The organism is Paenibacillus polygoni (assembly GCF_030263935.1).
GTDB classification, from domain to species: Bacteria; Bacillota; Bacilli; order Paenibacillales; family Paenibacillaceae; genus Paenibacillus; species Paenibacillus polygoni.
The window spans coordinates 2418197-2440320 of the sequence record NZ_CP127162.1 but is presented as its reverse complement, the minus strand read 5'-3'; the positions used below and the strand labels follow the sequence as shown (position 1 = coordinate 2440320).

The following is a 22124-nucleotide window of genomic DNA, read 5'->3' as shown; positions in this document are numbered from 1 at the left end:
AAGGGACAGCGTGTTCGCTGTCCCCTTTTACATCCAAAATAAGATAAATCTCATAGGAATAACAGCTAGTTATCCTTTTGTTTGTTCTTTTTGTTTGTTCTTTTTGTTTGTTCTTTCCGTTCTATCTTATTTTATTTTACTATTCTATTGTTACTCCTTCGTAAATTTCAGGAACTGTACTGCTATTTTCGCGAGTTGTTCCCTAGTAGCTATTTCTTTTGGCTGAAATTGTCCCCCATTCCCTTCAATGATCCCAAGCGCTTTAGCTGCTTTCACGGCAGTTTTTGCATAAGCACTTATTTCGGAAACATCACGGAATTCAGCTTCTTCATATCCCGGAATACCGGATAATTTCTGACCTGTTTTGTATTCATATGCATTCATCAGCGCAGTTATCATTTCTTCGCGTGTGATGTTTTGTTCTGGGCGGAACGTATGATTCGAATCTCCATTTACAATTCCAGCTGAAGACAGGGCATTTATATAACCGCTGTAGAACTTCTGAGGTTCAACATCTGTAAATTTACCTTTTGCAGCTGTCTCCTCCGATAGACCTAACATCCGGCCAAGAATGACCGCAAGCTGCCCCCTTGTGACCTTCATCTTAGGCGCAAATGTACTGTTTGTTGTTCCATTTACAATCTGTCTTGCACGAAGATACTCAATATCATCTTTTGCGTAACTTTGATGGATATCATTAAATGTAAGTGTTGATTCAAGCAAGAAGTAGGTTCCCGTTTCTTTTGTTTCTAGTAAGCTGACCTGTGTCTCATTTACATCACTTACGTACTTACGCTTTTGATCACTAGATTTCATATACCATCCTGTCTTATTCAAGTTTGTCACTTGTTCTGACCGGTACAATCCTTCTAGCAATACGGGTTTTACGAAATGAGTAATCTCACGCGTTGCATCGCCATTACCATTCTGGATGACCAACAATAAGAACGTCAGTCCATCTCCCACTGCTTTCATAGAAGCATCATGCGTAGCTGAGATATCTGAAGCTTTGGATAAAGTGATCACAAAAGAACCATTAGGAATAAAATAATTCGCCTCGATCGCCCCTGCAGGGATTGTCACACTTCCTGAATTTGATATAACCTGAACACCTGATGATAATTGATGGACTTGTTGTACAAAAGAAGTCGGCAGCTCGACGGCTGTCTTTTCTCCTTGAACTGATGTGGTATCGATTACAACCTGAAGCTCTTGCTGTAATTTAAGCAGAAGATCTTTATGCTGTGTTTTATTTAGTAATGAAATCTGGTTCCATGCGCGTTGAAGACGTTTATAGGCTTGATTGAGTGCAGTGGAGTCAGGCGCAATGATTGTAGATCCAGTCTGGTCTACGGTGGTACTGAATTTATCCACGGTGAGCAGCGGTGTTACAATACTCATTATTTCTTTGGCAGCTGTCTTCGGATCTGCAGGAATGCTTGTAAGCAATGCAGTTAACTCTTGCTCCCACTTCTCTGCTTGCCCTGATTCGGAAGGAGTTGCAGGAATTGTAGGTCTTGGTTTTGACGGTACAGACGGTTCTGATGGTATAGATGGTTCTGATGGTATAGATGGTTCTGATGGTATAGATGGTTCTGATGGTATAGATGGTTCTGAAGGTCCTGGTACCACAGGGTTTTCAGCAGATAAATTCATTCTAATAATGACCGCGGTAAGCGGCTCTAGTGTAATGGAATCTTTCTTTAAAACAAATCCTGAAGGGTTCTGGACCTGCGATATCCCTGCTTCGTCTTGGTCCACGATCACCGTTCCTTTTGTTAAATCAACAGGAAGCGTTAATGTTCTTTCTGAACGGTCAGCGTTTATGAAGACATAGTAATCACCTGTTTGGTCTGTTGATTGATTTTTGTAGGCAATGATTAAATCGTTCTCTTCTATCTCTGGGGCAGCTATTAAGCTGATTTGACGGTCAACCAATTCTTTATCTCCCAAACGAAATGCGTTCGTTGATTTACGCAGCTGAATAAGTCCCTCTGTATACGCTCTTGTTGTGTTATTTACGGGATATCGATTGCGGTCCATCGCCTTTGACCAATCAAATTTATTAATGGCATCTGAAGAATCGTAGGAATCATGAATGAAATAACCAAACACGTTACCTTCCTCGTCTTCAAAGGCAGTATACTTTTGCTCCGGAACTCCCTCTCCAAGCCACTGTTTTGTTCGTCCATATTCTTGACCAGCATGAAGGAACGCCGTTCCTTGTGATGTAAGAATCATGAGATTACCGAGCCGAATACGCTGGTGAATTTCTAGATCATTTTCCGGAATGGAAGGGTCCTTCTTAATCGACTGTGCAATGACATCATATAAAGGAAGATTGTCGTGAGCTTCAATATACTGAACCATATCGCCTGGGGCATCTGCGGGTGTGTTGCTTGGCTGTCCTTTGATATTGTTCAGAATAAGGTCTATATTACGAGCCCCTCCTGTAAGAAACCGCGGTTCTCCTTCCGAACCAAATCCAGATTTGAGTTCATTGCGGATCTCATCAGAGAAGACACCCACATTATCCGTCTGATCCATCCAGTCTTGATCTGCACCCTGTCCCGCAAGGGAAGGTTCTGCTAGGGCACCGCTAAAAGTTCTCCAGCCTTCTCCGATAAATAAAGCATTTGGATGAAGTGCTGCAGCTGCATCGTACGCTTTTTGAATAGAGCTGTATGTGGCATCGCCCATCATATCAAAGCGCATGCCATCAATTTTATATTCATCAAACCAGTATTTTACGGAATCGATCATTAGTTTCTCAGCCATTGCATGATTCGTAGCGAGATTGTTACCAAATCCCCCAACAAAACTCCCTGTTTCGTCCTGCCATGCGTAATAATTAGGAACAATATCATTTAGCAGGTCTGCTTTTGCCATATGGGTATATACAACATCAAGAACTACCCCCATACCGGCATCATGGATTGCATCAATCATTTCTTTTGTTTCACGAATCCGCAGCTCTGGATCAGCTGGATCTTCGGAATAGGCGCCATCAGGAGAAAAGTAATGATGCGGATCATAACCCCAGTTGTACTCATTACCGGAAGCCGAATACGTTAGTTCCCGTTCGCCCATTTTCGTCTCATCGCCATAATACCAAGCCATAATCGGAAGAAGCTGTATGTGAGTTACTCCTAGCGATTTAATGTAGCTAAGTTTTTGTTTCACTGCTGCGTATGACCCCCACCTTGCATTCCCTAAGTCACCTTCAATAGAAGGGTCGGATGTAAAATCTCTCACATGCAGTTCATAGATGATTGCATCTTCCCTCTTCTTATATCCATCTATCGCTGCATAATCGTATCCTTGGGGGTCCGTACCCTCTAGACTGACTATGGCTGCTTTGCCGACGGTATCTCCATCAGGTCCTGCATTCCCATTCGTATCGACTTGAAATACAGCCATTGATTTCGCGTAAGGATCTAATACTTTTCGGCTTACACCGTTATTCACTACATCGTACTGATAAAAGTAACCTCTTAGGTCCGCTACAGCCATCTCGGACGGCAGAACCTCTGCTTCCCATACGCCTTTTTCACCCAGCATAAGCGGCTTGCTTCCAATCTGAATCGTTGAATCATCCTTGTCATAGACATTCAAGGTTACGCTGGAAGCGGTGGGAGACCAAATTTTAAACGTCACTTTTTCTGGAGTATAGCTGGCGCCAAGATCGTTTCCATCATAGGAATATGCCGCGTCAATCATTTTATAGTCGGTTATAGACGTGACTGTGATCCCTGCATAAGTGATGGTTATGGGCAATTTGTTCATTGTCACTTCTACTGTGAGACTAACCATTCTGTCACTCGCGATTTCTGCCTTGTTCACTTGGACCCGTTCACCATTACGGTCTATTGCGATGATTTCGCTTAAGAGTTGTTCATCTGTCAGACCTTTTGTATCCGAAAAGCGGAGCTGGATCTCATTTTCAGAAGTTACTTTTGCCGATAACAATTCCGTAGTAAACTCCGGTTCACTTGGATATACTTTGTCAGATCCTTTCTTCACCCAAACTTCATGCACAGACAAGTTGTCTAAATTGACCATTTTGTCTCCTCCATCTTTTTGGCCAGTCTCCCGGTTTACGATTAAGAATCCTACTTTTTGAGCATCATCTTTTAGCTGTATATCGACGTAGGCTCCGTATGTATCCTGCTGTTCAGTGGAAAAAGGAATTGCATCTGTTGCCCAGTTTTGAGACGGAGCAGCCACATCCTCCCACGTCCATACACCGAGTCCCTCGCCGTCTCCTTCGTAGTGGATGCGTAAATGCTGCTTAGGAATCCCACTATCTGAGACAGAGGCAAAAGCAGTGAGTGCGTGCCAGCCAGATCCTGTAATCATAAGCATACAAACTAAAAATAAAACGGCCGCTCGCCTGACAGTATATTTCATAAAAATACCTCCTTCATTGGATTCATTCAGTGATTAAAAAGCATATTTCTTTTGTGGAAACGTTTGCACAAAGCGATAATCAATGCCCTTATATGCCCGAGTTTAAGAATAAACTAACGTTTCTGAAAGAAGGCGATCACCTCATTTCTTTCTACTTTTACTGTGACAGTATCGATTATTCTGTTATGTATCTATATTTCAGCTTCTCTCCAAAATGAAACCGTTTGCACCAATATATTACCGTTTGTTTTTGTATCCAGTCAACCCATTATTTTATAAATATTATATTGAATGCAAAAAAACTCTCTGTTTAGAAGCAGCAGAGAGTTTTCCAGTTTTCCTTTAATCGATTAGTTTATCGTTCTCATCATAATATTTGTATTTGAAGCGATATTCATTAGACTTCGGAAGTTCAATCCATTCCACAGCTTTCTGATGCAGTTTAAATTCTCGCTCGAATACTTGGTCCTCATTCACAGTGAGTTCCAACCTCGAGATGGTGTTATTCTGATTTGTTATAAACATCATGGAAGCTGCATGAACTTCCTCTTGGTCACTAAAATCTTGAATAAGAAAAGACGGTAAACCCTTATCGGTCTGGCTTTCAAAATTAGAAAATTGATAATTCCCTTCTTCATCTTTTTTGAATTCAGCATACGAGGGATCGTTATCATTTAGAAAAGCGACTACTCTTTTACCATAGATATCCTTAATCTCTAATATCTCTACTTCCTTGTTTTGAGAAGGTGATATAGATTCAAGGATCTTCTTAATCGATGCTTGATCATTACCGTAGAGCGGATCCGGCCTGCTGCTTATATAATAAACAAGAATGAGCAAAAGAATGAGAATGGAACCTGCTAGATAAATTCCGTTTCTCTTTTTTAAAGACATTGTATTACCTCCCTTAAAACCCACCATTCCAAAAAGGTTATAAAACTTATTATTCAAATTATTATATATTGAAACAATATTTGGGATTAGTGAAGGAGGTTTGACTTTATTTGTAGTTTATTTGTACTCTATTCGCACTTTATTCATTCTCCAAATCTTCTGATATACTTAGGCATGATGAGACTAAGAGAAGGAGAGTTCATAGTATGCAGCCTTTTACAGCTAGAGTAATCGATATCATACAATCGATTCCAGAAGGAAAAGTGATGACCTATGGACAAGTAGCCGCTTTGGCAGGCAGTCCTAGGGGAGCAAGACAAGTCGTACGAATCCTGCATTCCATGAGTGATAAATATCGTCTTCCATGGCATCGGGTAGTGAATAAGCAAGGGGAAATTTCAATGAGTGATGAAGGACACCGTCTGCTGCAGCAAAGTCTACTTGAGAGCGAAGGTATTGAGCTTAATCTTTCGAAGCGAATTGACCTTACGAAGTATCAAGCATGATTGTTTGAGCGTTTGAGTGCTTGAGTGCTTGAGTGTTTGTATGCATGAGTCCTTTTTTATAGTGAATAAAATAAGGATAGATTAGGCATCTTGAAGACAAGTAAATGATAAAGGAAGTCTGATATGTACAGTAAACGAAAGACGCTGAAATTAACACCAGAATCGGTTTATATCGGTGCTATATTATCACTTGTAGCAGGTTATCTTGATGCTTATACATACATAGGCAGAGATGGTGTCTTCTCTACCGCCCAGACCGGAAATATGGTTCTTCTCGGTATTGAGGCTGCCAAGGGGAACGTGCATGAAGCTCTTGTGCGCATTCCACCTATAGCAGCCTTTATCACCGGAGTATTCGTCGCGCAAATGCTCAATCATCCTTGGATCATACGGAAATTATTAGATCCTTCGAGAGCCGTACTTTTGTTAGAGATTCTCGTGCTTTTTGGTGTCGGGTTTCTTCCTGCGTCTGTTCCTAACATGATTGTAACCATTCTGATTGTATTTGTTGGCTCTCTGCAAATCTCGACCTTTCGTTCCTTAGAGGGGTGGACATATAATACGACCGTGACGACAGGGAATTTATATACAGCATCTAGAGCCCTCTATATTTCTTTGTTTCGTAAAGATCAATCTGCATCTGTTCAGTTTAAAAAGTTTGCCACCATCATCAGTTCTTTTCTGGGCGGGGCTTTTATCGGAACATTTGCCACGCATCGTCTAGAAGATCAAGCTGTATGGGCCGCTAGCGGTCTTCTGCTGATTGTCTTTATTATGATGTGTGTATCTCCTGCTCAGCGCTGCGCTTCACAAGAAAAAGTATGAATCAGGAAATCGTTCCTAGTTTATTTTGTTTTTACGTCCTATATACAGCAAGTGGGAAGATAGACCAAGGATTGAAGGGTCAGCTGCCGTTTGAATCATCATCGATATAACCCTCTGATAAGCTTCTTCCCCCTGCTCTTTCCAGTATTCTTGTGCATTTGCATCCAGCAATCCCCCGATACTGGTTGAACCAATCAGTTCAATCGTACTGAACCCGTTACTCTCCATAAAAGGCTGAATTTCTTCCACACCGTAGTAGTAAACACCCGTAAATCTGCCTGGTTCATCATGTGTAAAGCTGCTGCTGGATAAAAATGCTTCAATCCCTTCCATCGTATGATTCGGCTTCCAATGCCCTGGATTCTGGAGTGAATTGAACAGCATTCTCGTCCGGGATTGGAAAGCGACAAATACGATCCCTTCTTCTTTTGTCACTCGATATAGTTCCTGTACTGCTGCCAACCTTTCATCTTTTTTTTGAAGATGGTACATAGGTCCAAGCATCAGACTTGCATCAAATGAGTTATCTGCCAGCTCATGTAAATCTGTCGCATTCTGAACGTGAAAACCAGTAAAGGAAGACTCCAATTGCAAGTTTTTTGCTTGTTCTCTCGCAAATGCTACAAGGGCAGGCGTCAAAACAGATATACTAATCCGGTATCCTTCCTGTGCGAGCTTCATTGCATATTTACCAGGACCCGCTCCGTTATCCAGCAGATGTCCCTCCTGCGGTAAATACTTATTGATAAAATGCATGTTCACGATAAACTCCAGTGGTTCACGGTCAAGCCTTCCCCATTCATCAAAGCGGGAATAGTAATCAATAATATGACTCATCGTAACTGCCTCCCTTATCGAAAATAAAAAGCCCGCCGCCTCAAAAGAGGCGACAGGCTAACGTCTGACGCGGTACCACTCTTCTTCGTGATGGAATATAGACAATCCTACATCTTATATATATCCCACCACATCTTAAAGACCTGTTAACGCTGGTTAGACGGAGTATTAATCATTCATTAGGACATAATGATCCACCCTTGCTCCGGGGTGAGCAGTTCTTCGGCCATCATCCTGCCTCTCAGCGTACCAGCAGTTCTCTGTAGATATGCTTCCGAATAACGAGACCCATCATCACAAATATATGTATATTTTTTACAGTATAATATCAAATGACGATAAATGCTATAGACAATATGTAAGCCCCATAAAAAAGATTTCATACACAGAACGTCTAGATCGATCCTTATTAAAAAAGGACATACCAATCTCTAAACACAAAAGCAACCGCGATGAGTATCCCAGGTTCTATATATCCTCGCGACTTACGCACCCGTGCATGTTGTTCCCGTCTTCTTGAGAAGATGTCCCTTTCACTCATTCCTTGGCGCTTCTTCATTCTCCTCTCAAAGAACCATCTAATATCTACATATAGAGAAGAAATAAGCCAGATCGCGCCCGTCAAGTATAAGGCTAAAGCCACATAATCGTTCCACATGATTTCGCTCAGTTCTCCGCTTAGGATACGTTGCGATGTTACTGTAAACCCAGTCCCTACCCTATGATCCAAAATCATTTCTCCTTCTGACTGTACTAAGAGGAATCTTACTTTTATCTATTCATACCAATAAAGAAATAGTTGGCTTGTATAACGAAAAAATCCGGATAAAAAAACGAATATACTTACAGATTTCGAACTTATCCTGCTTTCTTCTTTACGTAACAATCTCATTCCTTTTCCACTTCGAAAGGATCGCTCTTTTCGCAATTTATTAGATATAGCTAACCCCAGTTTCAGAATCAAGATAATGAGTAAAATAACAAAAAAGAACGCACCTAAAGAATTTAAAATAATCGCAATGTAATGATTCCACCCAAGTTCATTTCTGTGTCCATTGAAGAAGTACAACACAATATCTCTATATGTTAGACCTTCAGATTCAGGTAGTACCATCGCATCTTCGGGTGCTAGAAAAACGATAACAATACGAATGATACAAAACAATAAAAGAGTTACTATAGCTGTCCCATATAAAAACAGTTCAGCCCACTCTCCTAGCCTCAAACGTTCCGGTGGGTTTAAATACACTTGGTTGATCCGTACACTTCTAACCATTCTATAGAGCTTTAACATACCTCTACTTAGCCAAATACAGAATATACTAACGATGCAGCAAACGAAGACCACGCTTGCTGCAAAGAGTATTTGATTTAACACTTCAATTGAACTAATTTTCTCGCTCCTGACTGTCCATGATGACTGTACTAAGTGATCACAATCTGATCATTCATTTAATTCAAAATATAATAGGACAACACACTTTGTATTTCATAAATATTTGTACTTTTATTAAAGTTTTTCTGAATCGGTACCGTACTGCTGGAGATATAGATTTTCAGCTCTGCTTCCATGTCGAAGTGTCCTGCCGTCTCAATGGAATAATGCGATATACTTTTATAAGGAATCGAATGATACTCCACTTTTCTCCCAGTTAATCCTTGTTTATCGACAATAATCAGACGCTTATTCGTAAAAATAAACAGATCCCTTATTAACTTGTACGCACGCTCAATTTGTTCATTTGGAGCAAGCAAAGGAGTAAACTCCTTCTGTATTTCATTTAAATTGACTTGCGAAGCATTTCCCAGCAATCCATCAAAGAAACCCATGTCTCATCCCTCTTTCTAAATCATTTGTTTCCATATTATATAGGATGTTTATCGAAAAGATCAGTTAAATTCAGGAAAAAGAACACAGCCTCACAAACAAGGGACTGTGTTCTTTCGCTTACTTATATGAAAATGAGCCTCATTAGTCAAGTACAATGGACTTATTCATCTCAGCCCAAGCCGCAGGGCCAATAATGCCTAGTCTCCACAGTGCTATTCCTTTGAGATCGTACCGTTTGGCAAGACCAATCTTACTGTTAATGCTCGCTGCATCTTCACTGCCTCTAGAGATACCAAGGAGCAGTTTATCTTTACTTGTCTCTTTCAGTGCAAGGCGAATCGCTTCGTCTACCTTAGCAAGAGGTTCGGGTCCTTTTTCATTTTCAAAGGCATATGCCATGATGATAAGCTCATCAGCTAGACTTCCTAATGTTTTGTAGTCGTAGCCTTTGTAGGAACTATTAATTGGGTGAAGAGCAAGCGTTAAGGTAAGTCCTTCCGCGTGAGCCCGTGCAGCAATTGCTTTGACAAAAGCATTGTAATCACTTTTCACCTTGGCAGCATCACCCGTAAGTCCAAGGCCTTCAAAATCAAGTGTAATTCCTTTAAATCCTTTTTCTACCGCTGTAGTCACGATCCCCTCAATGGTCTTAGCTTGAAGCTGCTTATCTTCCAAATTCTTCGTAAGCTCAAGCTGCCCATCTAAGGCGTATACCATGAAAGAAGAGGTTGTCCCCGCACTTTGTGCTTCTTGTATAATACTCTCTCCTGTGATGTCTCCTAGTGAAGAAGGCCATTTATATTCATCACCTGTGGTTGTGAAGTTTCCTTCCCGGTCGATTCGTCCCCAACCGAAAGCGGCAGCATCCAGGCTTGGCAGATAATTGATTTCATCATAAGAGCGAAGAGCATAGAATCCCAGTGTGTACATTTCTTCTCTTGGAGAAGTGATCGACACGGTCTTTGCGGCTTGATTCCAACCGACGGCTGCTCCAAACTGCTGACTGAAAAAGCTAAGCGGGATCATCGTTGTATTACTGATCGTTCTTGGTGCAAGAGTAAGAGGTACATTTTGTCCATTTACTTTCGCTGTTTTATTTCCCATGGTAAGTTCTACGACTTTACTTCCTTCATCAGTCTGTTTCGTTGCTGTAATTTTTTTAAGTTTCTGATTCCATTGTACTTCAATGCCAAGTGCTTCAGAAATAGCACGGAAAGGAACCATTGTTGTTCCGCTAATAACGACAGGTGCTACTGGGAACGGAAGTGAGTAACCGTCCAGTACGATTTTTACTTGATTTGTTGCTGCATAAGTAGAAGGAACACCGGTACTTCCAACAGTACCTCCTAGTAGTATGGCACAGCTCAAAACTAATTTTCCCCATGGTCTCATATGTTTTCCCCATTCTCTTGTAGTGGTGGTAATTAACTATAAATCTAGTAACTCCCCCTACTATTCTACTATAAATCTACATTAAAATGGGTTTTTTAGCTTATCTTGGTTTATAAAACACAAAAAAACCGTCCATGACGGTTTTTTGGAGTGATAGTGATGTGACACATCAAAATTATAGATACAAAGAATCTACATACTGCTTGTCTGCATTTTCAAGAGGTGTATATCCCTCTTTGATCACCGTTCTGACCGTAGTTTCTTTTAGCACCCAGATTAAATATTTGTTCAGCAGTGCCCATACCGCAAAACCTACCAGAAAGGCTGGGAAAAATGATGTGGACACCAGGATGGAGAAGAACATAATGATGATCTGAGCCACAATAAAATACAATATGATAAGCGCAGGCAAAATCATACGCGTAGGTTTTACTTTTCGGTATACGTTAAATAGGCGAAAAGAGCCAACCCAGTTGAAAGAACCTGTTGCTTTGATCGGTACTTCAAGTTCCTTATTTTCTTTTACAAAAGTGAGTATGTTTTTTTTGTTTTTCTCTCGTTTCAAAGTGCTAATCCACCTCTAGTTACTTAATAATCAAACGCTACCTTAAAGAGTAACATATTTAGCTTTGATTATCGAATCCCCCTTATTAAAAAGAAAACCGTCTCCTTAGAAGACGGCTTCTTCCCTATTATTTATCTAGATGATAAGTTACTGTAGAAATAACGACGTCTTTATGACGGAAAAGATAAGCACGAAGCAGCAGGCTGGTTTGATTATGAAGAACATACTGCCACCAATGTTTTGTAATAAACTGCGGAATCAAAATGGTGATATGGTCTGTCTCATTTTTCTTCCATTCCACCGTATCTATAAATTTAATAAGCGGCTTTACAATACTTCGGTAACTCGATTTCAGAGTGATGAGTCTTACGCCTGGATTCCAGACCTCCCACTTCTCTTCCATCTTATGAATGCTGTCATCATCAAAGCCTACATATACGGCAACCACATTATCGGTTAATGACTTAGCATAACTGAGTGAATTGCGAACAACACTTGTAATTCCCCCGATGGGAACGACGACCGTACTGCCTTTGATTTGCAGTTTCTCTTCCTGAATATTAATTCGCAGCTGATCGGCTACATGAATATAGTGACGGTGAATCCGCATAAAGATCCATATCACCAGCGGTAAGAATATAAAGACGGCCCATACTTGACTGAATTTAGTGAAAATAAAGATCAATGTAATACTCAGCGTAGTCAGCATCCCAATCGTATTGATAAGCAGTTTAACATGCCAGCCAGACGGTTTTAGCTTAATCCAGCGAATCATCATACCGAGTTGGGACAAGGTAAAGGGGATAAACACCCCAACTGCATACAGCGGGATCAGCCCTTCTGTATTCCCGTGAAAAGCAATTACGAGTATTGCAGATAGAACACCAAGAAAAATAATGCCATTGGAATAACCGAGCCGATCACCGCGAACAAGAAACATATGCGGCATAAATTTATCTTTGGCTAACATAAAAGCAAGTAATGGAAAAGCAGAATAAGCCGTATTTGCTGCTAAAAATAGAATTAGTGCTGTAACCCCTTGGATGATGTAATATATCGTCCCCCTGCCAAAAACCGAATTCGCAATTTGCGATACGACGGTTTCTTTTTCGCTTGGTATAATCCCATACCAGTAGGCAAGTAAGCTGATCCCTATAAACATAAAACCAAGGATCGATCCCATCATAATTAACGTTTTTGCAGCGTTCTTCTCTGCCGGGGCCCGGAAGTTAGGAATGGCATTGGATACCGCTTCTACCCCCGTCAGCGCAGAACAGCCGGAACTGAAAGCTTTTAGCAAGAGAAAAAGACTTACATTGTTTGCGGCGCTCCCCCATTCCACGGGTACGGCCGGTTCTGCTCCGCCCATCGCGTATTTTATAAATCCGGTAATAATCAGCACAATAATAGCAAAGACAAATAAGTAAACCGGTAATGCAAGTACGGAAGCTGACTCCGTAATTCCCCTCAGATTTAGGATTGTGAGCAGTAAAATCATGGTGAGTGCAATAAGCACCCGGTAATCATGAAGTACGGGAAAAGCAGAGGTGATCGCGTCCGTACCAGCCGAAGAACTTACCGCAACGGTCAGGATGTAATCGACAAGCAAAGAACCTCCTGCAAGCAGACCGCTTGATAATCCGATGTTATCTTTTGCTACAATATAGGCGCCTCCGCCTGTCGGGTATGAATAAATCGTTTGTCTATATGAGAATATTAGAATGACGAGCAGTCCAAGTACTGCAAGTGAAATAGGGATGGAATACCAAGCCGCTGCAGCACCCACAGCCATTAAAACAATGAGAATTTGTTCTGTACCATAAGCAACGGATGATAACGCATCTGAAGAAAGTACCGCAAGCGCCTTTAATTTACTTAGTTTCTCTCCTTCTAATTCGCTGTTTTTCATAGGACGGCCAATCAATAATCGTTTCATTTTGCTAACCATAAAGATCTCCCTCTTTACCCCGTATCTAGTGCTGAGTTCTCTTTTCGATGTCTTTATTTTCTCAGCAGATGAATCATACTCCCATGCCTTTCATTGGTAAAGGAGTACGAAGGTCAAAAAGAAATCAAACGAAGCCGAATTCATACAGAAATGATGTACCGCAGATGAAAAATCTCTTCGTAGCTTTATTTATCTCGTTCGATTGTGTTTTTTTGTAGAAAAAAGAGGATTTTTCAGAAAAAGTTCTGAAAAAAGTTTTGAAAAGGGAACCTTTTTAATAATCAAATTGTCTATATCTAAGGAAAAATATTTCACATCATGAGAATGAGAAGGAGTTGCAAAGAAATGAAGAAAATGATTTTGATGTTACTGGCGTTGATGGTGGTGATCGCGGGATGCGGAACCCAAACAGCGAAGGAAGGTAACGAAGTTAACGTACCCGTAAGTGATTTAATGGAAGTGATTATGCAAAAAACGGAGATGAATAAAGACCAGTTCTTCGACATAAATCTCAAAGAAGATACAGAGACAGCGAGAAACTTAGGCATTGATCCGACCATTATTGAAGAAGGACAATACATGAAAGCAATGATGAACGTACATGCCGATGAATTCATTATTTTAAAAGCAACTGACGCTTCGAATATTGAAGAACTAAAAGCTGCACTGGAGAAAGAAGTTGCTAATCAAGAACGAAATTGGAGTACTTATTTACCGGAGCAATATGAGAAAGTGAAGAACCATATTATTACGCAACAAGGCAACTATTTGGCACTTCTTATTTCAGACGACGCTGAAAAAATGGAACAAGCCTTTACAAACGCTTTGACTTCTGAGAGCAAATAACTCACGAGCCCTTTGAAGGAAGACTGGAGGGAATATCCTTGGTTTTTAGCTCTGTAGCCTTTTTGTTTTACTTTTTACCCATAGCTTTATTAGTCTATTATGCAGCGCCGCAGCGATGGAAGAATGCGGCGCTTCTTCTTATTAGTCTGTTCTTTTACGCTTGGGGAGAACCCGTATATATTCTTCTATTGCTGTTTTCCTCAGTAATAGATTACATGAACGGTCTCCTAATGGATCGATATGAGCAGCGCGAGAAAATACGCCGATTCATCCTTGTATTTTCCCTGATCGTAAATATTGGCGTACTCAGTTTTTTCAAATATGCTGATTTTCTTATTCTTTCTGCGAACGATCTGCTGGGTACTCACTTTGCAGTTCTCGATCTGCCGCTTCCGATTGGGATTTCTTTTTATACGTTCCAGACGATGTCCTATATGATTGATGTTTACCGCCGAAATGTCCCCGCTCAGCGGAGTTTTATCAACTTTGCAGCGTTTGTATCCATGTTCCCGCAGCTAGTAGCAGGACCTATTGTGAGGTACGAGGATATTGATAAACAGCTCGCTCGCCGTCACGTAAGTATGGAACTTTTTGCAAGTGGTGTGCGGCGTTTTATCATTGGTCTCGCCAAGAAAGTACTGCTCGCTAATAACATTGGAATGCTTTGGGACACTACGCTGTCTGGAAGCAGTGAACTGACCATTGCAGGTGCGTGGATTGGTATTATAGCATTTGCTTTTCAGATTTATTTTGACTTTAGCGGGTATTCGGATATGGCCATTGGCCTCGGCAGGATGCTCGGTTTTGAATTTCCTGAGAACTTTCGTTATCCCTACATATCTGAGAATGCTTCCGAGTTCTGGCGCAGATGGCATATTACGCTCGGCTCATGGTTTCGGGATTATGTATATTTCCCGCTCGGGGGAAGCAGGGTTCGTAAGTGGAGGCTTCTCGTAAATCTATTTATTGTCTGGTTTTTGACTGGATTATGGCATGGAGCGAACTGGAACTTTGTACTGTGGGGTCTGTATTTTGGCTTCCTCATTGCGATCGAGAAGTTATGGCTTGGAAAATGGCTTGAAAGGATCTGGCGTCCTTTCCGGCATCTGTATTTTATAGCTGTCATCCTGATTGGCTGGACTTTATTCGCTATTGAGGATCTTACTCAACTTCCTCACTATCTTCAGGTAATGCTTGGATTTACCCAAGCGGAATGGATAAGTAGAACGAATCTTTACTATCTACAATCGTATGGAGCACTGCTCATCGTGTTAACGTTCGCCTCGACACCGATTGCGGCGCGTTTGACATCCAAACTAAATAACAGAATGAATCCTACAGTCATGGCGATCCTTGAAGTGATTGTTCTAACCATCCTTCTGCTCGCTTCCACTGCATATATTATCGATGACTCGTATAATCCATTTCTGTATTTCCGTTTTTAGGAGGTGAAGATCATTGAATCGGAAAAGAGCAGTTATCGTAACCAGCGGCTTTCTTCTATTTATCAGCTGTTTTGGTATATGGAGCTTATGGGAACCGGACCGGACCTTATCTGAATTTGAAAATCGCGTCTTGGCTAAGTTCCCCTCCTTCTCCTGGGACAAACTCTGGAGTGGACGATATACAGATCAACTAGACGATTATTTAGTGGATCAGTTTGTAGGTCGTGACAACTGGGTTGGACTCAAATCAGATATGGAGCGAATGTCAGGCAAGACGGAAAATAAGCAAGTATTCTTTGGCAGTAGAGGATATCTATTTGAACGGTTTACGTACGATGAGGAGCAGCTGAGTCAGAATATAGAGCAGATTGCTCGTTTTGCTGAGCGTCATCAGAAGGATGTTGATTCGTTATCTCTTCTGCTTGTTCCGAATTCCCAGACGCTGAATGGCGAGTATTTACCCAAATATGCAGATGCAACGGACACTCCCCAGTCACCGCTGATGGATCAAATCTTTAGCGAGCTGAATGGACGGGTTGCACCCGTTGATATCAGAGAAATACTGCAACAGAAGAAAAATACCGCACAAATCTATTTTCGTACGGATCATCACTGGACGACACGAGGAGCGTACTATGGATATCAAGCCTTTGCTAACTCCATAGGCCTCTCTCCTACTCCTGAAGCAGCACTTGAGGCAAAGCCGTTTAGTGATGCGTTCTACGGTACATTTTATACCAAGGCAAACCAGCGTGATATTACTCCAGATCGCTTGGAATTGCTTGAGACTTCTCTACCCGAATACGAAGTCTGTATCGAGGGACAAAGCGCATGTGAGAATTCTTTTTACGATATGAAGGCACAGAATGAGCGGGATAAATATAAGGTTTTCTTTGGCGGGAACTTCCCGCTTGTCACGATCCATATACCTCATGAGGAAGGTAATAAAGATCGCAGTATTATCGTCTTTAAAGACTCCTATGCTAATGCAATGGTGCCGTTTCTAGCCCAGCATTACTCCACCATTCATATGATTGACATGCGTTACTTCCGGATGAATGTAGACGAGTATCTACAGGAACATCATTATGATGATATGCTTCTGTTGTATAGTGTAGCGACCATAGCTCAAGAAGATATTTTTAAATGGCTGAATTAATGAAAGTTCATGTAATCTGAATCATTTAAAAAGGTGACCAACAAAATAAAATGTACCCTATAAGATAGACACTTTGAAAAAAGTCATCTTATTAGGGTGCATTTTTGTTTATAATCAAGAAAAAACGAGCGGTGGGGTAACTGAAATGACAAAGAAAATATTCACAAACCAACAACAGGCACAATTAAAATTAAATCCGTATGTCAAAAACGTGAGTGCAAAAGCCATTACGTACACAGAAGAATTTAAAGGATTTTTCATTGATGAATATGACAAAGGAAAAATCCCGAGTGAAATTTTTCTGGAGGCTGGTTTTGACATTGGAGCCCTTGGTCTTACACGGATTCATAAAGCTTCGAATCGTTGGCGTTCGGCTTATCAAGATCACGGGCTCATCGGATTAGAAGATGCCAGAAAACATGCGTCAGGTCGCCCTTTAGAGCGTGAATTAAGTCTAGAAGAAAAATATGCCCGCTTAGAAGCAAAGCTGAACTTGGTAGAAGCAGAAAACGAATTCTTAAAAAAGCTCGATCTACTCGAAAGGCAGATGAGAAAAAAGAAATAAACATAACGACTACACAAAAATTCGAGTTGATTCATCAAATCATCGATAAATATCAATTAAAACGTATCGTGCGGTATCTTTGCCAAATCGCCCATGTTTCACGTTCAGGCTATTATCGCTATTTCAGTAAAGAAGCAATGCAGGCTCGTCAGAAACAGGATGAAGCAGATGAAGTAGTAAAAGAAATCATTTTGAAGGCATACCATTTCCGGGGAAGAAAGAAGGGTGCACGGCAAATCAAAATGACGTTAAAAAATCAATACGGTATCACCTACAATCTTAAGCGGATCCGTCGTGTGATGAATAAATTTAATATCTACTGCCCTATTCGCAAAGCGAATCCTGCACGCCGTATGGCAAAAGCAACAAAAGAACATCGATCCTGTGAAAACAAGTTAAACCGAAAATTTAAGCAAGGTCTGGCTGGTAAAGTACTGTTAACAGATATTACGTATTTAACTTATGGGAAAGGAAATCGAGCCTATTTATCTACAATTAAAGACGCTGAAACCAATGAAATTCTCGCCTATGAGGTCTCTTCTACGCTGAGTTTAAAGATTGCAATAAACACACTTCATCAACTAAAGAAACATCGTCATCTAACCAACGATGCGTTTATTCATTCGGATCAAGGATTTCACTATACAAATCCGCAATTCCAAAAGCTTGTGAAGAATCTAGGCTTAGGTCAATCGATGTCTCGTAGAGGAAACTGTTGGGACAACGCGCCACAAGAATCATTCTTTGGGCATTTTAAAGATGAAACAAATATAAAAGCATGTGCAACGTTAGAAGAAGTAAAAAAAGAAATTAAGAGCTACATGATTTACTACAATCATTATCGAGGGCAATGGAATTTAAAGAAGCTGCCGCCTGCAAAATACAGACAGCAGCTTAAAGAAGTTGGCTAACCTTTTATTAAATGTCCTTTACAAGGGGTACATTTTAAAATGTTGGCCACCTTTTTTTCATCTGTCTTCACTTGGGATAAACTGAATTTCATCTGCTATAAACTCATTTGATTCAGCTACATATTTATATGATATTTCAAAAGAAGCTGCATACGTTGGAGCCATTCCAATAAGCCCTGTAGCTATTGTCTTTATTTTTTGATCTTCTACTTTATGGTACATAATTGCTCCAAAACCAAGCTCGGTTTGATTAAGAATATAATCAGAGTCCACAGGATGTTCTAAATCGAGCTCTTTATTATCAAACTGAACTTGAATGGATAACGTAGTATCATTCTTCTTAGTAACTTGTGAACTTATTCGTTCAGAGACAACCTTCAGCACATCTTGGACGTTTATTTCATCAAGATTTTCATCTAAGACATGTATTTCATTTATCGACATTGCTGTACCTTTTCCTGTATTTAAAACAATAATCGTTTCTGCTTTCCCATCCCCTGTAACATCCGTATAGAAAATTTGCGGATCAACAAGATTAATAAAGTTCCAATCAAATTCTTTTTGTTTACCATTAACGTCTACAACCATTCCTTGATACTCATCTTTGATTACGTTTACAGAATATAGACGCACCTCTTCATTTTCAGAAGATGTAATCATTTCTCCATGATCTAGTTTGGTGTCTGATGTTACTTGCTCCACTTCATCTCTACCTTGCGTATATGTACCTGGTGGTGGATCTTCATAACCATAACTACAACCTGACAACAACAATGTACCGCTTAAAATCACTAACCCAATTACTTTCTTCACTTGGTAAGCCCCTTTCTTCACGCAAAAGAAATTATAGCAAAGTAAATATAAAGTTGATTTACATATTATTAACAATATTGACGATAAAGTTAAATTAATGTTGTAAAATGTATCATAATTTATTTAACAATTAATAAAAGATGTTCGTAATGGAACAGTTATTAAGATCAAATTGTTAACATAAATTATATTATATAAACTAAAATATAGAATTATATAACCCTTGATTAGTAGCGTCTTCCTTTTGGTAATCGACATTCTCCTTCTCATCCAAAATCCTACACCATGGACTGCTGTTCTCCATATAATGGACAATACCGTGTTTGTAAGATATCGGTGTAATCCATTTTTGCACTAGGGAGTTGTTATGGTGAGTTCAAAAGTGAAACTGACTGGTAAAGTGATTTTCCGAGGAGATTCAGGTTATGAGGCTGCACGTAGAAATTGGGATCCTCATACAGACAGATATCCGAAAGTATTTGTTTTTGCTCTAAAAACGCAAGATGTGTCTAATGCTATAAAATGGGCTCGTCATCATCATATCCCCATCCGGGCCAGAAGTGGACGGCATGCGCTCGAGAACAACCTTTCGCAGGTTAACGGAGGCATTGTAATAGATGTGAGCAAGATGCAAGGGATTAAACTGGATAAGAAGAAGGGAACAGTCATTGTTGAGACGGGGAACCGAGTCGGAAGAATCGCGAAAACCCTGGCTGCTCAAGGATTTATAGCCCCATTTGGTGACAGTCCCACCGTAGGAATTGGCGGGATTACACTCGGTGGAGGAATTGGGCCTTTGCAGCGAACAATCGGGCTGATCAGCGATAATCTGATTGGACTAGAAATGGTCGATGCAAATGGAAAAGTAATTGTCGCTAATCATAGGAAGAATGCTGATTTATTGTGGGCCTCCCGTGGAGGCGGCGGTGGTAACTTCGGTATATGCACAAAATACAAATTTAAAGTGCGAAAGGCCCCCACGAAGGCAACCGTATTCAAGATTACATGGCCATGGAACCAATTCGAAAAGGTACTTAAAGTATGGCAACGGTGGGCTCCTTCTGTCGATACTAGGCTTGGAAGTGAACTGAATATTGGCCCTAAAAAAGGCGGCAATGTCACAATGGAAGGCTTGTTCCTCGGACCAAAAACAGAGGCAGTCCGGTTACTTAAGCCAATCACATCGGTCGGAACTCCCACGGAGAGTACTATTCGGTTATTACCTTACCCGGAAGTAGTGAACTTCTTATTAGCACCTGATCCTGTACTTACCCAAAAGTATAGCAACCAGTTCTCTTCAGGTTTTGGAAAGTCCGTTTTTCCTGACAGTGCCATAAAAGTGATGAAGGAATTTCTAGAGAACGCTGAGGCAGATTCAACAGCCGGATTCTTCTTCCTCAACTGGGGTGGTGCGGTAAGCCGGGTTTCTCCAAAAGCGAGTGCTTTCTTCTGGCGTAACGCCAAATTCTATGTAGAATGGAATACCTCCTGGATTAATCCAGCCAATGCCGCTAAAAATATCGCCTTAACCCGTAATACACGCCGAAAGCTGCAACCATATATCGTAGGGTCTTATATTAATGTACCAGACCAAGGTATTAAAGATTCAGGTCCAGTATATTATGGAACAAACTATACAAGATTACGTAAAGTGAAAGCAAAATATGATCCTAAGAATATGTTTCATAATCCACAAAGTATTCCTCCTGCCCGAAAAAGGTAGACCCGCATAGGGTGACACTCACTATTATTTATCTATAGCTTAAGGCACTCTTATACACAGGAATGTTAAACACTTTTTATAATGAAGCAAAAGGCTGCCTATAAAGCAGCCCTTTGCTTCTAATAATCTATGTTGTTTGTCTTTTTTATGAAATCATGTTTAATTGATATGTTATTAATGGCTTACTTAAAATGCTAATCAAGATATTAATAATAATTGTATGTCTAAGCGTAGGTTTACATAATATAAAATATGTTAACTAATACTTGTAGAAATGAATATGGTCTGTGTATGATTGGAATTTGCTTAAAAATGACAAAGTATTTTTATATGAATAACCCAAACTAAATCACTGATTAGGATAGATTAAGATAGGTCAATCTCAAGCATAGCCATGGCTTGTTCCTTCTCCCGATTGGTTACGTGAGTGTACACGGTAGTCGTCTCAATCGATGAGTGCCCAAGCAACTCTTGAACGGTTCTGAGGTCAGCTCCTTTGCGAAGCATCATCGTTGCAAAAGAGTGCCGCAGTTTATGACTAGAGTATGCTTTTTTGCGGGTGATCCCTTCATTCTCCTGAAAACGATCAAAGGTCTCAGCTGCAATCAGCTGAATCGTCCGAATGGACAATCTTCTCCCTTGTTGGGAGATGAAGAAAGCTTCTTCCTTTGATTTACGAGGTTCGATCCTCTCGGCTAGCACTTCATCTAGCACACCTCTTACCGCTGCAGGAACAGGCAAGGTCCGCCACTTTCTCCCCTTACCAAATACATCGATCGTACTACGCTGCGCATTATAATCTCCCACATTTAAAGAATGAACTTCTCCTACCCGCAGACCCATATATGCCATGAGCAGAAAAATCGCTAGATTGCGATTCCGATATTTCCCCTCTACCGATTTCATGAATTTTGGCAGATCTTCTTCATCTAAAAATACGGGGGCTTTATTCTTTTCCGTTCTCGATTTCTTAATTCCTGTTGCCGGGTTCAGTTCCAGAAGTTCGAGCTCGATCAGCGCTTTGAAGAAACAATGCACCGAAGCATGTTTACGATTCCGAGTTGAATCACTGATCCCCCGATCACGAGCCCTCGACAGAAAAGAGAGAATATGTAGTTTCTTCACTTTATCTAGTGACTTCCCATTTAGAGATGATAAAAATTCAAACACATCACTTTTATAAGATTTAATAGTGTGGCTGGTGTACCCCGCATCTTTCAGCCAGATATCAAATGCTTCGAGTTCTTCTGCATAGGTTTCTAAAATCGTTTCTAACATTTCTGCATTCAACATCATCACCTGCCATTCTTCAAAATTAGAGTTTTTAAGCAAAATACGTGTCGATCTACGTCTACGAACTTAGGTAAGTGGTCGACTCTATTAAATAAATCGAATATAAACAGATACTGCGTATAATTTATATTATACGCAGTTTTTTAGCGTAATGAAAGCTT

17 protein-coding genes are annotated in these 22124 nt (G+C 40.5%); 7 read left to right on the top strand and 10 right to left on the bottom strand.

From position 1 onward, the window contains the following. Window positions 1-150: 150 nt before the first annotated feature. Together QPK24_RS11825 and QPK24_RS11820 are read right to left on the bottom strand one after the other, a co-directional pair. The gene (locus tag QPK24_RS11825; RefSeq protein WP_285748943.1) at window positions 151-4410 is read right to left on the bottom strand and encodes an S-layer homology domain-containing protein; all 4260 of its coding nucleotides are present in this window, start codon (window positions 4408-4410) and stop codon (window positions 151-153) included. A 342-nt stretch (window positions 4411-4752) separates the two neighbouring features. Then, the gene (locus tag QPK24_RS11820; protein ID WP_285748941.1) at window positions 4753-5304 is read right to left on the bottom strand and encodes a hypothetical protein; all 552 of its coding nucleotides are present in this window, start codon (window positions 5302-5304) and stop codon (window positions 4753-4755) included. A 206-nt stretch (window positions 5305-5510) separates the two neighbouring features. On the opposite strand from QPK24_RS11820, the gene QPK24_RS11815 reads away from it, so the two are divergent. Beyond that, complete coding sequence (locus QPK24_RS11815; protein ID WP_285748939.1) at window positions 5511-5810, top strand: MGMT family protein; 300 nt, start codon at window positions 5511-5513, stop codon at window positions 5808-5810. A gap of 123 nt (window positions 5811-5933) precedes the next feature. Further along, on the top strand, window positions 5934-6635 hold the full coding sequence (locus QPK24_RS11810; protein ID WP_285748937.1) for a YoaK family protein: 702 nt from the start codon (window positions 5934-5936) through the stop codon (window positions 6633-6635). Between the two features lie 15 nt (window positions 6636-6650). Here QPK24_RS11810 and QPK24_RS11805 read toward each other — a convergent pair whose 3' ends face one another. The 6 genes from QPK24_RS11805 to QPK24_RS11780 all read right to left on the bottom strand — a co-directional run bounded on the left by QPK24_RS11805 (window position 6651) and on the right by QPK24_RS11780 (window position 13208). Continuing rightward, window positions 6651-7472, bottom strand: coding sequence for a class I SAM-dependent methyltransferase (locus QPK24_RS11805; protein WP_285748935.1), 822 nt, complete (start codon window positions 7470-7472; stop codon window positions 6651-6653). A gap of 409 nt (window positions 7473-7881) precedes the next feature. Continuing rightward, window positions 7882-8202 (bottom strand): hypothetical protein, encoded by a 321-nt coding sequence (locus QPK24_RS11800; protein WP_285748933.1) that lies wholly within the window; start codon window positions 8200-8202, stop codon window positions 7882-7884. A gap of 722 nt (window positions 8203-8924) precedes the next feature. Next, a complete protein-coding gene (locus tag QPK24_RS11795) occupies window positions 8925-9302 on the bottom strand; it encodes a PH domain-containing protein (protein ID WP_285748931.1) in 378 nt (125 codons plus the stop codon). Window positions 9303-9444: 142 nt separating this feature from the next. Next, the gene (locus QPK24_RS11790; protein WP_285748929.1) at window positions 9445-10695 is read right to left on the bottom strand and encodes a stalk domain-containing protein; all 1251 of its coding nucleotides are present in this window, start codon (window positions 10693-10695) and stop codon (window positions 9445-9447) included. 175 nt (window positions 10696-10870) lie between these two features. Continuing rightward, entirely contained in the window at window positions 10871-11260 is a 390-nt protein-coding gene (locus tag QPK24_RS11785; protein ID WP_160036118.1) for a hypothetical protein, read from the bottom strand. A gap of 127 nt (window positions 11261-11387) precedes the next feature. Beyond that, window positions 11388-13208, bottom strand: a complete 1821-nt coding sequence (locus tag QPK24_RS11780) for an APC family permease (RefSeq protein WP_285748925.1) — start codon at window positions 13206-13208, stop codon at window positions 11388-11390. Between the two features lie 345 nt (window positions 13209-13553). On the opposite strand from QPK24_RS11780, the gene QPK24_RS11775 reads away from it, so the two are divergent. From QPK24_RS11775 to QPK24_RS11760, 4 genes are all read left to right on the top strand, one after another. Beyond that, complete coding sequence (locus tag QPK24_RS11775; RefSeq protein ID WP_285748924.1) at window positions 13554-14054, top strand: DUF4358 domain-containing protein; 501 nt, start codon at window positions 13554-13556, stop codon at window positions 14052-14054. Window positions 14055-14092: 38 nt separating this feature from the next. Beyond that, window positions 14093-15499 carry an MBOAT family O-acyltransferase gene (locus QPK24_RS11770; RefSeq protein WP_285748922.1) on the top strand — a complete coding sequence of 469 codons (1407 nt, stop codon included), beginning with the start codon at window positions 14093-14095 and terminating at the stop codon, window positions 15497-15499. A gap of 13 nt (window positions 15500-15512) precedes the next feature. Continuing rightward, window positions 15513-16658, top strand: coding sequence for a DHHW family protein (locus QPK24_RS11765; protein ID WP_285748920.1), 1146 nt, complete (start codon window positions 15513-15515; stop codon window positions 16656-16658). A 145-nt stretch (window positions 16659-16803) separates the two neighbouring features. Continuing rightward, window positions 16804-18134, top strand: a protein-coding gene (locus QPK24_RS11760) for an IS3 family transposase (RefSeq protein ID WP_407083019.1) whose coding sequence is annotated in 2 segments (ribosomal slippage) — window positions 16804-17188 and window positions 17188-18134 — 1332 coding nt in all. Because the reading frame shifts where the segments join, the coding sequence is not laid out codon by codon here. 57 nt (window positions 18135-18191) lie between these two features. On the opposite strand, the gene QPK24_RS11755 is transcribed toward QPK24_RS11760, so the two are convergent. Beyond that, entirely contained in the window at window positions 18192-18947 is a 756-nt protein-coding gene (locus QPK24_RS11755; RefSeq protein ID WP_285748918.1) for a hypothetical protein, read from the bottom strand. Window positions 18948-19314: 367 nt separating this feature from the next. Here QPK24_RS11755 and QPK24_RS11750 point away from each other — a divergent pair, with 367 nt between their 5' ends. Next, window positions 19315-20670 (top strand): FAD-binding oxidoreductase, encoded by a 1356-nt coding sequence (locus QPK24_RS11750; protein WP_285748916.1) that lies wholly within the window; start codon window positions 19315-19317, stop codon window positions 20668-20670. 366 nt (window positions 20671-21036) lie between these two features. On the opposite strand, the gene QPK24_RS11745 is transcribed toward QPK24_RS11750, so the two are convergent. Next, window positions 21037-21966, bottom strand: coding sequence for a tyrosine-type recombinase/integrase (locus QPK24_RS11745; protein WP_285749277.1), 930 nt, complete (start codon window positions 21964-21966; stop codon window positions 21037-21039). Window positions 21967-22124: the final 158 nt, after the last annotated feature.

Excerpts from the sequence above, each read along its gene's own strand:
- QPK24_RS11825 (WP_285748943.1), bottom strand. The coding sequence starts at position 4,410 with ATGAAATATACTGTCAGGCGAGCGGCCGTTTTATTTTTAGTTTGTATG.
- QPK24_RS11810 (WP_285748937.1), top strand. The coding sequence starts at position 5,934 with ATGTACAGTAAACGAAAGACGCTGAAATTAACACCAGAATCGGTTTAT.
- QPK24_RS11745 (WP_285749277.1), bottom strand. The coding sequence starts at position 21,966 with ATGATGTTGAATGCAGAAATGTTAGAAACGATTTTAGAAACCTATGCA.
- QPK24_RS11815 (WP_285748939.1), top strand. The coding sequence starts at position 5,511 with ATGCAGCCTTTTACAGCTAGAGTAATCGATATCATACAATCGATTCCA.
- QPK24_RS11795 (WP_285748931.1), bottom strand. The coding sequence starts at position 9,302 with ATGGGTTTCTTTGATGGATTGCTGGGAAATGCTTCGCAAGTCAATTTA.
- QPK24_RS11805 (WP_285748935.1), bottom strand. The coding sequence starts at position 7,472 with ATGAGTCATATTATTGATTACTATTCCCGCTTTGATGAATGGGGAAGG.
- QPK24_RS11820 (WP_285748941.1), bottom strand. The coding sequence starts at position 5,304 with ATGTCTTTAAAAAAGAGAAACGGAATTTATCTAGCAGGTTCCATTCTC.
- QPK24_RS11750 (WP_285748916.1), top strand. The coding sequence starts at position 19,315 with ATGGTGAGTTCAAAAGTGAAACTGACTGGTAAAGTGATTTTCCGAGGA.
- QPK24_RS11790 (WP_285748929.1), bottom strand. The coding sequence starts at position 10,695 with ATGAGACCATGGGGAAAATTAGTTTTGAGCTGTGCCATACTACTAGGA.
- QPK24_RS11775 (WP_285748924.1), top strand. The coding sequence starts at position 13,554 with ATGAAGAAAATGATTTTGATGTTACTGGCGTTGATGGTGGTGATCGCG.
- QPK24_RS11780 (WP_285748925.1), bottom strand. The coding sequence starts at position 13,208 with ATGGTTAGCAAAATGAAACGATTATTGATTGGCCGTCCTATGAAAAAC.